The sequence below is a fragment of the Peribacillus frigoritolerans genome (assembly GCF_030676415.1).
In the GTDB taxonomy this organism is placed as follows: Bacteria; Bacillota; Bacilli; order Bacillales; family DSM-1321; genus Peribacillus; species Peribacillus frigoritolerans_A.
In genome coordinates, this window is record NZ_JAUUTW010000062.1 from 1 (window position 1) to 12,756 (window position 12,756).

The following is a 12,756-nucleotide window of genomic DNA, read 5'->3' on the forward strand; positions in this document are numbered from 1 at the left end:
GCGTTCGTCCTGAGCCAGGATCAAACTCTCCGAAGAAATGTTTGACTTGCTCATTTTGCTTTTTTGATAGTGTGTGCTCACTTAAAATTTAACGTTGGCGCTTTGTTTTGTTCAGTTTTCAAAGAGCGATTTATTGTCGTTACTTCGTAAGCGACTTTATTATCTTATCACTTACCCAATCTAATGTCAACAATTATTTCATATTGTTTTTTGATTGAGCATTTATGATGTCGTTATTGGCGACTCCTAATATATTATCAGGTTGATGAGTTATCGTCAATGGTTTATTAAATTTTTTTAAAAAAACATACTGACAACATGATAAAAACCCCAAGGAGGTATCCATGAGGTTTTCATAAGAATGACTTCGACGCAATATCCTTTAAATGATCCAATAACCAATGGCCGCCAAAGCGGCAACTCCCGGAATTCCAAGCAGGCCGGCGACTGCCGAGGTAACAGGGTTGATGGGTACATGAATGCCCGCTTGATTCCCAAGTGTATTCAAAAAGAACAAAAATGCTGCACCGATAATGACCTTTATAATCCCCTGTCCTATGAACCGGACAGGTCTTAATGGCGCCCCGATAATGAGGAGCATTAAAATCAGGCCGCCAACTACGGCAACAAAGACAACTGGTTCCAAACTCATTCCTCCCCGCAAGCTTGTACTACACTTATATGAGGAGATCGATGGATTAAGAACTGAAAAAATGGCCATGAGGAACACGCAATCCTTCACAGCCATTTCCTTATCATCTTTTTAAGCGGACATTCCTTCTTTTAACTTCCCTGAATAAGTAGAAATATTTCACTTCCGCCAGTCTCGTTTGGGCGATTACTTCCTCAGATGGATCAACGCTTTTTTCAAGTAATGATTTTTGATTATGCCAATTCCATTTCAAATGTTCAAGCTCTTCGATTAATGAATCATTGAATTCATTCCGAAGTTTCTTTTTTTTACGAAAGAACAAGTGAAGTCCTCCCAGCTATCTTATATTTCTCTTCTTCCTTCTATTGCTTTTGATAGCGTCACTTCATCCGCATACTCCAAATCTCCGCCAACAGGAAGTCCGTGGGCAATTCGGGTCACTTTGATGCCTGATGGTCTAAGCAACCGCGAAATATACATGGCTGTCGCTTCCCCTTCAATGTTAGGATTAGTAGCCAAAATTACCTCCAGCACTGTTTCATCTTGCAGGCGCTTTAACAAATCAGGAATATTTATATCTTCCGGACCGATTCCGTCCATCGGGGAAATACTGCCATGCAGTACATGGTATAAACCATTGAACTCTCTCATCTTTTCCATAGCTATTACATCTTTCGGGTCCTGGACCACACAAATCAAACTTCTGTCCCTCTTTTGATCTTCGCAGATATAACAGGGATCTTGATCTGTAATATGACCACAGACTGAGCAATACATAAGATTCCGCTTAGCATTAACAAGTGCTTTTGCAAAATCCAAAACAGTATCTTCCTTCATGCTTAGTACATGAAAGGCTAATCGAGCAGCCGTTTTAGGACCAATCCCCGGCAATTTCATAAAACTGTCAATGAGCTTGGAAATTGGTTCTGGATAATGCATCGAATTCCTCCTAAAAATTTCAAAAGAAACCCCCTGAAAGGAGATTTCTTTTGAACTTGCTTAAAACATACCCGGAAGGTTCATTCCCTTAGTGAATTGTCCCATCGTTTGGTTTGTCAGTTCTTCCGCCTTTTTCAAAGCATCGTTAGTCGCAGCCAGCACTAAATCCTGAAGCATATCGATATCATCCGGATCGACAACTTCCGGTTTGATGACTACATCGACTATTTCTTTATGTCCAGTCACGATGACCGTTACCATTCCGCCGCCAGCAGTTCCTTCAATCTTTTTTTCTCCTAATTCTTCTTGTGCCTCTGCCATCTTCTTTTGCATCTTTTGCATTTGCTTCATCATGTTTTGCATATTACCGCCACGCATACCCATTTTTCTTACCTCCAATTATTCTTTAATTTCAAGTAAATCATCGCCGACTAATTTTCTAGCCTCTGCTATAAAGGGATCTTCTTCTTTTGTTTCCGTTTCTTCTGGACCGTCGAACTGCTGTGTTGAGATGAAATCCTCCCGCAACCTTTGCCACTGGCTCTCCGGAACTCCAGCTATCTCCATTCGGTGTCCGGTCAATTGCTGCATGATCGAGGCTATCACTTCCACGAAACGGTTATTTTCCATTGCCATTTGACAATGAATATCATATTTGAATTTTACCACAAAAGCTTCAGTTGACGCAGCAACAGGTTCTGCCTCTGTTAATAAAGCTGCCAATGACTTTTGGTTTTGCTGACCTAACTGTTCAAGCACTTCCCCCCACTTACTTTTCACAGCATTAAGATCTGGCTTAGTAGCTTGTTTCAAAACTTGATTGATCTTTCCTGCAGGTGCTTTATATGCCTTTTTAACGGCCCTTTGCGCCTTAGCCTGCTCTGCAGGTTTTTCTGTCATGGCTGCCGGAATGCCGTTTTTCTGCATTTCGAGTAACTTCTTCTCTAAATCTTCTATTTTCTGCTGCAGCTGCTGCAGCGACCCGTTATCACTTTGATTTGGCCTTTGCTCATTACATAACTTCACAAGTGCCACTTCAAGGAAAATCCTTGGATGATTTGTCCATTTCATATCCTGCTGTGTTTGATTGAAGCTTTCAATAATGGAGTAAATCGACTCAGAAGAGATTACTTCTGCCAATTCTTTAAATTGGGGATCTATCAAAACACGCTCGAAGGATTCTGCCAGTGCCGGTGCCGTTTGATACAAAAGCATGTCACGGAAATAATAAATCATGTCTTCTATGAACCTAGCCGGGTCTTTTCCCATGGCCAGCAATTCTTCAAGGACTTCAAGTGCAACCGCTACTTCCTTATTATATATAGCTTTTGCCAGCCGGCTTAAAAACGCCTGTGAAACAGAACCGGTGACAGTCAATGCATCTTCCACTGAAACCGTCTCCGAACTGAAGGATATCGCTTGATCAAGAAGGCTTAGTGCATCTCGCATCCCGCCTTCGGCTGCCCTCGCAATGATATGCAGGGCTTGTTCATCACATGAAACACCTGTTTCTGCAATGATTTGTGACATCCTGCCAACTATATCCTGGGGCTGGATCCTTTTAAAATCAAACCTTTGGCAACGGGAAATGATCGTTAGTGGAATCTTATGAGGTTCAGTCGTCGCCAATATAAAAATCACGTGCTTCGGAGGTTCTTCCAATGTCTTTAAAAGTGCATTGAAAGCCCCTTGTGAAAGCATATGTACCTCATCAATGATATAAACTTTATATGTAACCGCGTTAGGTGCATATTTGACCTTATCACGAATGTCACGGATTTCCTCGACACCATTATTGGATGCTGCATCAATTTCTATAACATCTGATATGGAGCCATCGGTGATTCCGCGGCAGGTAGCACATTCGTTACAGGGCTCACTTGTCGGGGCATGCTCACAATTCACTGCTTTTGCAAGAATTTTGGCAGCACTTGTTTTCCCTGTTCCACGTGGACCGGAAAATAAATAGGCATGCGAAACCTTCTGCCCGACCAAGGCATTCTGCAACGTTTTCGTTACATGTTCCTGCCCGACTACATCAATGAATTGTTGTGGCCGCCATACCCGGTATAATGCTTGATACCCCACGGAAATCCCTCCTTCTTTTCTCCATCATGTTTATTATACATTACTGATTTCCTTAATATCAAAGTCTAAAATTAAATTTCATCATTGCCTCATTTTTTTCAAAAATACCAAGCACTTTACCTTCTTGGCATAAAAAAAAAACCCACCCGATACGAATGAGTTTTTTGTTTATGTAAAATAACTGCCGTGCACCTTCTGTCGATTAGCAACCATAAGCGTTACTTAAGCAGTTAGCTCGACCCAGGCAACCCTGCGGCACATGAGAACTTCCACTTAATGCTGCTTCCTTCCGGACCTGACATGGTTCATGGAGTCCCATTGCGCAGGACCCGGGCGTCAACACCACTTACTTAAGGCAGGCCCTACAGAATGCTAACCTCGAGAAGGGATTCAACCTCGCTAGAGCGGATTGCGAGTACAGGGCACCGCTACCTCCCCGTCTAGCACGGCAAAAGTAATACCAATTTCACAGCGTCATGACGACGCATAATTTATTATACTAAGGTAACGAAAAAAACGCAAGTGTTGTTCATGACAGTTTGATTCCAAATTTATCAAATGAAGCAAAGCCTCATTTTCAACATTCGTTTTTCACTTATTTATTTTCTTCGGCAATCTTGAGTGCTTGCTCTCTTTTCAAAGTTTTCTTTCTATCCCTAAGCTCTTTAAAAAAAGAAGTCAATATCCAGCCGCACTCTTCCCCTAATACACCGCTTGTTACATCACATTGATGGTTGAAGCGTTCATCTCGAAGTAAATCCATGAATGTCCCTGCACAGCCAGCCTTTGGATCATGCGCCCCAAAAACAACCCTTTTTACCCTTGATTGCAAGATGGCACCGGCACACATGGGACAAGGTTCCAGCGTTACATATAATGTCGCATCTTCAAGACGCCAATTGCCAAGTGCCTTGCAAGCCTCATTGATTGCAAGTAGCTCCGCATGTGCCGTTGCATTCTGTTCCGTTTCCCTCAGGTTATGCCCCGTCGAAATAACTTGATCATCTATTACGATTAGAGCGCCAATCGGCACTTCATTCAACATCTGCGCCTTTTTTGCTTCCTTTAAGGCTAAATTCATGTAATAAACATCATCCTTCAAAAAAAAACCCCCTCATATTAAGTAGGAGTAAACAGACAAATATAAGACAAAATAAAGGTCATACTACTTGTTCTAATGAATAGTAACGCATGCGGCAACGTGCTGCAAGTAAATTCTCACAATACAGGAGGATATACCATGAATCGACCTGAATCGCCTTCTTTTGCATTGCTTATCATTGATATGATCAATGATTTTGATTTCAAATATGGGGATATGCTCCTTAAGATAATCGTTACGCATTAAAAATGATGAACCATGTTCTCAAGGCATCCATAAAAGAAGGTAAAGACATTTAATCGTTCAATCGAACAAGGCACTAACCTACATACCTCCCCCATAAAAACTCTTTCATTCTCTTTCTTTATCAACCTGACAAAAATGTCACTAAAGTCCCAAGTCTGTGATACAATATCTCTTGGCGAAAATCCTAATAACCGGGAATTTCAGCTTGATACCTCATGAAGGAGGACAGATTGGATGAAATCCACCCCATTTATCACTGTCGAAGGTCCAATCGGCGTGGGAAAAACATCACTTGCAAAAGCTATCGCAGATCATCTTCAAATTTCATTATTGAAGGAAATTGTAGATGAAAATCCATTTCTCGGGAAATTCTATAAAGATATTGATGAGTGGAGCTTTCAAACAGAAATGTTTTTTCTGTGTAACCGTTATAAACAATTGGAAGATATCGAAAAAAAGTATCTTACTAATGACCAAGCCGTGGTGGCTGATTATCATATATTCAAGAACTTGATATTTGCTGAACGAACGTTAAAGAACGGACAATACAATAAATATCTTGAAATATTCAATATTTTAACACGGGATATGCCTAAACCTAATATGGTGATTTATTTAAACGCAGGTCTTGATACCCTTCTCTCCCGAATCGGTAAAAGAGGTCGTGAATTCGAAAAAAATATATCCCCCATTTATTTAGAGCAGTTATCCGCAGATTATCGAACTTTCATGGAAGCATTTGAGATACAGCACCCTGACATACCTGTTCTGACATTCAACGGAGATGAGCTGGATTTTGTCGGGAACAAGGATGATTTGGAAACGATAATCAGCCAAATAGAGAATGCCCTGCACAAAGGAGTAAAGTCAAATGAACTTACGAAAGAAGTATAATATTCCAAACAACGCCGTCATTACGATAGCAGGGACGGTTGGCGTAGGAAAATCGACCATGACCAATGCGTTAGCTGATGCTCTTCAATTCAGGACATCGTTTGAAAAGGTTGATACGAACCCCTACCTGGATAAGTTTTACGATGATTTTAATCGTTGGAGTTTCCACCTGCAAATCTATTTCCTCGCAGAACGTTTTAAAGAACAAAAAAAAATCTTCGAATATGGCGGCGGTTTTATCCAAGACCGTTCCATTTATGAAGACACCGGGATATTTGCAAAAATGCATTATGAAAAAGGCACGATGAATGATGTGGACTACGAAACTTATACAAGCCTTTTCAACGCCATGGTAATGACGCCATACTTCCCGCACCCTGATTTACTTATCTATCTCGAAGGTTCGCTGGATGATATCCTCAACCGGATCCAAGAACGTGGCCGTCCAATGGAACAGCATACCCCAATTGAATATTGGCAGGAAATGCACGGCCGTTACGAAGAATGGATCGATCAATTTAACGCCTGCCCTGTCCTTCGGTTAAATATAAACGAATATGACCTTATGCAGGATGAAGCAAGCATCGAACCTCTTATAAAACGGATTGCCGAATATATGGAGCAAACCAAGTTGTTGCGAAATGTGTAAAACAGAAAAACCACCGGTTATCCGGTGGTTTTTTAGTATATTAGAAAACAAAAATTCCGTTACATATCTGTAACGGAATTTATCGATATCCAATTTATGCGCTGTGGTTATTAATAAGTTATGGAGGAGGTAGAGGGATTCGAACCCCCGCGGGATTTGACTCCCCTGTCGGTTTTCAAGACCGATCCCTTCAGCCGGACTTGGGTATACCTCCGTATCAACATTTATTATATTACATGGAATTAAAATTAAAGTCAAGCCCTCAATAAAGTTTTTTAAAAATAATTTTAAACGTTGATAAAAAGGAGAATCAGCCTCTTTAATCAGAAGCTGATTCCTTTTAACTTACGGTTTAATGACTTCCACACCGCGCATATATGGACGTAATACTTCAGGAATGATAACACTGCCATCTTCCTGCTGATAATTTTCCAAAAGGGCAGCGACTGTACGGCCGATTGCCAAACCTGATCCATTTAGAGTATGGACGTGTTCCGGTTTGCCTTTCACATCACGTCTGAAGCGGATATTGGCCCGTCTAGCCTGGAATGCTTCAAAGTTACTGCAAGAAGAAATTTCGCGGTACGTTCCATAACTCGGGATCCAAACCTCGATATCATACTTTTTAGCAGCAGTGAAACCAAGATCACCCGTACACATGCTCAAAACTCGGTATGGAAGACCTAGCAATTGAAGGACCTTTTCGGCATGACCCGTAAGATTTTCCAACTCTGCATAAGAATCTTCCGGCTTCACGAACTTCACTAGTTCAACTTTATTGAACTGGTGCTGACGTATTAACCCGCGTGTATCACGTCCAGCAGATCCTGCCTCTGAACGGAATGACGCGCTGTATGCCGCATAGCTTATCGGCAGATCGTCCGTGCTCATGATTTCATCACGATGGAAGTTTGTCACCGGGACTTCAGCTGTAGGAATCAAGAAGTAATCGTCACTTTCAATACGGAAAGCATCCTCTTCGAATTTTGGCAATTGACCTGTGCCGGTCATGCTTGCACGGTTCACCATATATGGTGGCAGCATTTCTTCATATCCGTGTTCCTCAACATGAAGGTCTAACATAAAGCTAATTAAAGCACGCTCTAACCGAGCACCAAGCCCCCTATAAAATACAAATCGGCTTCCGGTCACTTTTGCTGCCCGTTCAAAATCTAGGATGCCTAGATCTCCAGCTACATCCCAGTGTGGTTTGGGTTCGAACTTGAATTCCGGTAACTCTCCCCATTTACGGATTTCGACATTATCGTCTTCCGTCTCACCAACAGGCACACTTTCATGCGGAATATTCGGAATGGAAAGAAGTAATGTTTCTAACTGGGCTTCCACTTCACGAAGTTCATCATCGAATCCTTTGATACGGTCACCAACTTCACGCATTTCAGCAATCAACTGATCTGCATCTTTTTTCTCCCGTTTCAATACGGCCACTTGCTGTGAAACTTCATTTCTTTGGCTTTTCAACTTTTCCGTATCAGCAATCAAAGTCCGACGCTTTACATCCAGTTCCTCGAATTTACCTAAATCGGTTAAATCTTCTCCTCTAAATTGCAATACACGCTTTACTTCTTCAAAATTATTTCTTACATATTTCAAATCCAACATTTCCAGTTCCTCCTTAATATTTTTATGATTTATCAAAGAACGCAAAAAACTCCCGTCCCCTGAAGAAGGGACGAGAGTTAACCCGCGTTGCCACCCTAGTTGAAGGCCTACGAAAAGCGCCTACCACTTATCACGATAACGGCTTTTAACCGAAAGTATTTACTGACCCAAAAGGCTTTCCATACTCTGCTCCAGGAGGGATTCACAAAACTCTCACACCGATTTCCACCAGCCATCGGCTCTCTATAGAAAGAAATACTTGTTACTATTTCCTGTCATTGCTTTCTTATATAATCAGATTGTTTTCCATAATGTACTATAATTTTATACATTACGCAACCGTTTTATACACGAAACTTAAAACCATCCTTTAACAGTAGAAGCTACGCTGCTCCATACGTCACCAAAGAATCCGCCAACCGCTCGCATTGATAATACGAACCAGTTTGCCTTTTCAACAGATTCAGCAGCTACGACGTTAACCTTCACTGGATCGCCGTTAATGTACCCGTAATCTTCTCCTTTTTTAGGAGTGACTGTGATGTAACCAAGCTTTTCACCTTTTTTGATTGGTGCAGTCAGCTTACCATCATCATTCAATTTGTTTTTATCGATCACTAAATCTGTTTTATAGTTATCTTTCTCACCATTTTCAACAAGTAGTTCGATTGCTTTTTCAGATTGAATCTTAACGTCTTTTTCCTTGCCTTTCACTACTGAAAGTGTTTCTTTCCCTTTCACCTGGTAATCGGCTGGAAGGATTTTTTCTTTTTTAAAGTTTGCATAAGCATAGTTCATAAGCTTAGTGCTATCTGCAAAACGTTCGTTTTTATTAGTGGACTTCATGACCACCGTGATATAGCGCTGACCGTCCTGGATAACCGTCCCTGTATGGCCATAACCGGCAAAGTCGGTGGATCCCGTTTTTAGTCCATCTACGCCTTTATATTCAAAAATCAGGCCAGGCAACATCCAGTTGAAGTTCGGATATTCTTTTCCATCACGGAATTTCAATTTAGGGATGCTGGCGATTTTTAACACTTCCGGATAATCATTTATTAAACGATAAGCAAGAAGTGCAGTATCTTTTGCTGTCATGATATTTTCATCATCTTCATCACCTGAAGGATACTGCCCTAATAAATCGCTGTTATTCAAACCGCTGGCGTTAACGAATTTATGGTTTTTCAAGCCTAATTCTTTTGCTTTTTCGTTCATTAACTTAACGAAGCTCTTTTCACTTCCGGAAACTAGCTGTGCTAAAGCTACTGTTGCCGCATTTCCGGAATAGACGGCCATAGCTTGATATAGTTCCTTAACTGTATAATCTTCACCTTCTGTTAACCCAACATTCGACAAATTGGGTGCTTTTGAAAGGTCATGTACATATTTATTTATTTTAACTTTTTGATCCCAACTGATTTTCCCATTTTCTATTGACTCCATTATGATGTACTCGGTCATCATTTTAGACATGGATGCAATCCCTAATACTTTATCGGCATTTTTTTCATACACGATTTGTCCTGTTTCACCATCAATGATGATGGCTGCCTCTGCTTTTAAACCTAAATTATCAGATTCAGCAACAGCTTCCCCCGGTTGATAGGCAAATTGCGACATAACAAGAACAAAAACAAAAGTGAAAATGAGGGTCATCTTGCTGATTTTTTTCAATTTCCAATACCTCCAACTTTTAAGCTAATCTCTATAACAAAGAAGAAACTTTATGTAATTCCCTTGACACCTTGTCTAGTTTATCACAGAAAAAATAAAAAAAATAGACAGAGTAATCGTAGACTCTGTCTATTTTAACAATAAATTTTAATGACGATTATATGTTAAATTCATTACATTGAGTAGTTCGGTGCTTCTTTTGTAATTTGGACATCATGGGGATGGCTCTCCCTTAATCCGGCACCTGTCATTTTGACAAATTGAGAGTTTTCTCTCAACTCTTCCAATGTGGCTGTACCGCAATATCCCATACCTGAACGAATGCCGCCAATCAGTTGGAAAATGGTATCTGAAAGAGGTCCTTTGTATGGAAGGCGCCCTTCGATGCCTTCCGGTACGAATTTCTTGTTATCTTCTTGGAAGTAACGATCTTTAGATCCCTTTTCCATCGCAGCAACAGAGCCCATACCCCGATATACTTTAAAACGGCGACCTTGGAAAATTTCCGTTTCGCCTGGGCTTTCAGTTACACCTGCAAGCATACTGCCAAGCATTACTGCATGTCCGCCTGCGGCTAGGGCTTTAACGATATCACCAGAGTATTTAATACCGCCATCAGCGATAATCGTTTTACCATGTTTTCTTGCTTCTGTCGCACAATCGAAGACTGCCGTGATTTGTGGAACACCTACACCAGCTACAACCCTTGTCGTACAGATTGACCCTGGTCCGATTCCAACTTTCACTACATCAGCACCCGCTTCAATCAATGCTTTCGTCCCTTCAGCTGTTGCCACATTACCGGCGATGATCGTCAATTCAGGATATGTCCCGCGGATTTCCTTTACCATTTCAAGGACGCCTTCTGAATGACCGTGAGCAGTATCAAGTACAATTGCATCGACATGGGACTTAACTAGCATTTCTACACGCTTCATTGTATCCTTAGTCACTCCGACTGCAGCACCTGCAAGTAATCTCCCTTGCTTATCTTTCGCTGAATTAGGGAACTCAATGACTTTCTCGATATCCTTGATCGTAATAAGTCCTTTAAGAACTCCATTATCGTCTACAAGGGGGAGCTTTTCAATTTTGTACTTTTGAAGAATCTTCTCTGCTTGTTCCAAGTTAGTTCCCACTGGCGCTGTGACCAGATTCTCTACAGTCATGACACTGGAAATCTTCAAGGAAAAATCGGAAATAAATCGCAAATCACGGTTTGTAATGATACCCACAAGTTTTTGATCCTCTATATTGTTGACTACAGGAACACCCGAAATGCGATATTTACCCATTAAATGCTCTGCATCAAATACCTGGTGATCCGGCGTTAAGAAAAATGGATCGGTAATTACACCGCTTTCTGAACGTTTTACTTTATCCACCAGTTCAGCTTGTGCTTCAATAGACATATTTTTATGAATGATACCTAATCCGCCTTGACGAGCCATGGCAATTGCCATCTCAGCTTCTGTCACGGTATCCATTCCTGCGCTGATGATAGGAAGGTTGAGCTTTAAGTTTTCAGCTAAGTTGACTTGAAGGTTAACATCTTTCGGCAAAACCTCTGATTTCGCTGGAATTAATAGGACATCATCAAAGGTTAAACCTTCTTTTGCAAATTTATTTTCCCACATTATTTTCCCCTCCTGCTTAAAAATATTATTTGTAGGTTATCAATAGGACATACTACTGTCAAGAAGAGAAATAAATGTTTGATTATTCTATTAATTCGGAGGATAGCTGCAATGCCTGAAAACAATGATAATTTCGATAAATATACCCCTTTTTTTTCCGCATCTTCCTCACAACTTTTTTTACAAAAATGTTACACGCATGAAAAAATAGCCGAAGCGGAAATAAAAAGTTATGATAATTGTTATCCATTTATTTACCATCTTGAACATGCTAAAACTTATTATAATCAGGCTGCCATTGCGCCACTTTCCATACAACCAATCCTGACATTTTATGGATTCGCCCAATTGTTAAAGGCCTGTCTGCTCACGATTGATCCTAATTATCCGGAATCAACTTCGATGCTTGCCCATGGGGTAACTACGAGAAAAAAGAAAAAACAACAATATGAATTTTTAAAGGACGAAGTGAAAACGCAAAAAAATGGACTTTTCACCTGTATTGCCGAGAAATTATTTCATATCAAGCATCTGGAAGGTGAAAAATTTTCCATGGGGACACTCATAAAGGAAATCCCAGATATGCAAAACTTTACTTGGTCCATTTCCAAGAAAAATTTTGTCGCTCTGTTACCCTCTTCGAATGGTTTTCAATTACCCTCAACCATATTGGATAGCTATCAAATGTCCAGCAGTCGATTGGAAGAATTTTTGAAAGCTAAAACGAATCAAGTTTACAATATTTCAGAAGCTCCTGGAACATTGCATTTAAAAACAGATGATGTTCTTATTCATAATGCTACTTCCCCAATACGGTATAATTTGGCAGAAGGACAGTTCATGCTATCTCTAAATAAAGATTCGTCAGCTTTTTCATTACCTGAACTTTTGATCCATTATTTGATTTCTTATAACCTTAGCATAATAGCTCGTTATGAAACAGAATGGTGGGCAGAGTTGATGAAAACCATGCCTAATGACGATTACCCTTGCATTGTACAATTCCTTAAAATAAGCCAAGCTAAGGTGCCATTTTTAATATTTGAATGGATAAAGTCAGAAAGGTTCCACTTTTGATCCTTCCAACATCCTATTGGTGAATTGATCTGTCCCGAAACGACGAAAAAAGACCAGCCGGATGGCTGATCTTTTTAAATGGCTTGGCGGCGTCCTACTCTCACAGGGGGAAACCCCCAACTACCATCGGCGCTGAAGAGCTTAACTGCCGTGTTCGGAATGGGAACGGGTG

12 protein-coding genes, 1 tRNA gene, 1 rRNA gene, 1 other RNA gene and 1 other annotated feature are annotated in these 12,756 nt (G+C 40.6%); of the genes, 3 read left to right on the plus strand and 12 right to left on the minus strand.

Annotated features, from left to right (window positions below; genetic code table 11):
- Window positions 1-382: 382 nt before the first annotated feature.
- From Q8G36_RS28030 to tadA, 7 genes are all read right to left on the minus strand, one after another.
- Window positions 383-652: a pro-sigmaK processing inhibitor BofA family protein gene (locus Q8G36_RS28030; RefSeq protein ID WP_370694145.1), complete on the minus strand. Its 270-nt coding sequence runs from the start codon at window positions 650-652 to the stop codon at window positions 383-385.
- A gap of 103 nt (window positions 653-755) precedes the next feature.
- Window positions 756-974: a YaaL family protein gene (locus Q8G36_RS28035; RefSeq protein WP_063236519.1), complete on the minus strand. Its 219-nt coding sequence runs from the start codon at window positions 972-974 to the stop codon at window positions 756-758.
- Between the two features lie 20 nt (window positions 975-994).
- Entirely contained in the window at window positions 995-1,591 is a 597-nt protein-coding gene (recR, locus tag Q8G36_RS28040; protein ID WP_034316264.1) for a recombination mediator RecR, read from the minus strand.
- 60 nt (window positions 1,592-1,651) lie between these two features.
- Complete coding sequence (locus tag Q8G36_RS28045) at window positions 1,652-1,969, minus strand: YbaB/EbfC family nucleoid-associated protein (protein ID WP_133353122.1); 318 nt, start codon at window positions 1,967-1,969, stop codon at window positions 1,652-1,654.
- A 21-nt stretch (window positions 1,970-1,990) separates the two neighbouring features.
- Window positions 1,991-3,679, minus strand: coding sequence for a DNA polymerase III subunit gamma/tau (gene dnaX / locus Q8G36_RS28050; RefSeq protein ID WP_305163063.1), 1,689 nt, complete (start codon window positions 3,677-3,679; stop codon window positions 1,991-1,993).
- 184 nt (window positions 3,680-3,863) lie between these two features.
- An RNA gene (gene ffs / locus Q8G36_RS28055) (signal recognition particle sRNA large type) lies at window positions 3,864-4,128 on the minus strand.
- A 146-nt stretch (window positions 4,129-4,274) separates the two neighbouring features.
- Window positions 4,275-4,781 carry a tRNA adenosine(34) deaminase TadA gene (tadA, locus tag Q8G36_RS28060; RefSeq protein WP_305163064.1) on the minus strand — a complete coding sequence of 169 codons (507 nt, stop codon included), beginning with the start codon at window positions 4,779-4,781 and terminating at the stop codon, window positions 4,275-4,277.
- A gap of 480 nt (window positions 4,782-5,261) precedes the next feature.
- Here tadA and Q8G36_RS28065 point away from each other — a divergent pair, with 480 nt between their 5' ends.
- The gene (locus tag Q8G36_RS28065; protein WP_305163065.1) at window positions 5,262-5,921 is read left to right on the plus strand and encodes a deoxynucleoside kinase; all 660 of its coding nucleotides are present in this window, start codon (window positions 5,262-5,264) and stop codon (window positions 5,919-5,921) included.
- Complete coding sequence (locus Q8G36_RS28070) at window positions 5,899-6,570, plus strand: deoxynucleoside kinase (RefSeq protein ID WP_034316271.1); 672 nt, start codon at window positions 5,899-5,901, stop codon at window positions 6,568-6,570. Before Q8G36_RS28065 ends, Q8G36_RS28070 begins: the two co-directional genes overlap by 23 nt.
- 121 nt (window positions 6,571-6,691) lie before the next feature.
- On the opposite strand, the gene Q8G36_RS28075 is transcribed toward Q8G36_RS28070, so the two are convergent.
- From Q8G36_RS28075 to guaB, 4 genes are all read right to left on the minus strand, one after another.
- A tRNA-Ser gene (locus tag Q8G36_RS28075) sits at window positions 6,692-6,784 on the minus strand.
- Window positions 6,785-6,915: 131 nt separating this feature from the next.
- Window positions 6,916-8,193, minus strand: a complete 1,278-nt coding sequence (gene serS, locus Q8G36_RS28080) for a serine--tRNA ligase (protein WP_305163068.1) — start codon at window positions 8,191-8,193, stop codon at window positions 6,916-6,918.
- Window positions 8,194-8,256: 63 nt separating this feature from the next.
- Window positions 8,257-8,481: a binding site (T-box leader), on the minus strand.
- 69 nt (window positions 8,482-8,550) lie between these two features.
- On the minus strand, window positions 8,551-9,870 hold the full coding sequence (locus tag Q8G36_RS28085; protein ID WP_305163069.1) for a D-alanyl-D-alanine carboxypeptidase family protein: 1,320 nt from the start codon (window positions 9,868-9,870) through the stop codon (window positions 8,551-8,553).
- Window positions 9,871-10,043: 173 nt separating this feature from the next.
- Complete coding sequence (guaB, locus tag Q8G36_RS28090; protein WP_063236531.1) at window positions 10,044-11,507, minus strand: IMP dehydrogenase; 1,464 nt, start codon at window positions 11,505-11,507, stop codon at window positions 10,044-10,046.
- A 111-nt stretch (window positions 11,508-11,618) separates the two neighbouring features.
- On the opposite strand from guaB, the gene Q8G36_RS28095 reads away from it, so the two are divergent.
- Window positions 11,619-12,584, plus strand: coding sequence for a YaaC family protein (locus tag Q8G36_RS28095; RefSeq protein ID WP_305163070.1), 966 nt, complete (start codon window positions 11,619-11,621; stop codon window positions 12,582-12,584).
- Window positions 12,585-12,665: 81 nt separating this feature from the next.
- Here the strand turns inward: Q8G36_RS28095 and rrf are convergent.
- Window positions 12,666-12,756, minus strand: a 5S ribosomal RNA gene (gene rrf, locus Q8G36_RS28100); the annotation flags it as partial.

Coding starts and splice junctions, on each gene's coding strand:
- Q8G36_RS28030 (WP_370694145.1), bottom strand. CDS start 652: ATGAGTTTGGAACCAGTTGTCTTTGTTGCCGTAGTTGGCGGCCTGATT.
- recR (WP_034316264.1), bottom strand. CDS start 1,591: ATGCATTATCCAGAACCAATTTCCAAGCTCATTGACAGTTTTATGAAA.
- Q8G36_RS28045 (WP_133353122.1), bottom strand. CDS start 1,969: ATGCGTGGCGGTAATATGCAAAACATGATGAAGCAAATGCAAAAGATG.
- Q8G36_RS28065 (WP_305163065.1), top strand. CDS start 5,262: ATGAAATCCACCCCATTTATCACTGTCGAAGGTCCAATCGGCGTGGGA.
- Q8G36_RS28070 (WP_034316271.1), top strand. CDS start 5,899: ATGAACTTACGAAAGAAGTATAATATTCCAAACAACGCCGTCATTACG.
- serS (WP_305163068.1), bottom strand. CDS start 8,193: ATGTTGGATTTGAAATATGTAAGAAATAATTTTGAAGAAGTAAAGCGT.
- guaB (WP_063236531.1), bottom strand. CDS start 11,507: ATGTGGGAAAATAAATTTGCAAAAGAAGGTTTAACCTTTGATGATGTC.
- Q8G36_RS28095 (WP_305163070.1), top strand. CDS start 11,619: ATGCCTGAAAACAATGATAATTTCGATAAATATACCCCTTTTTTTTCC.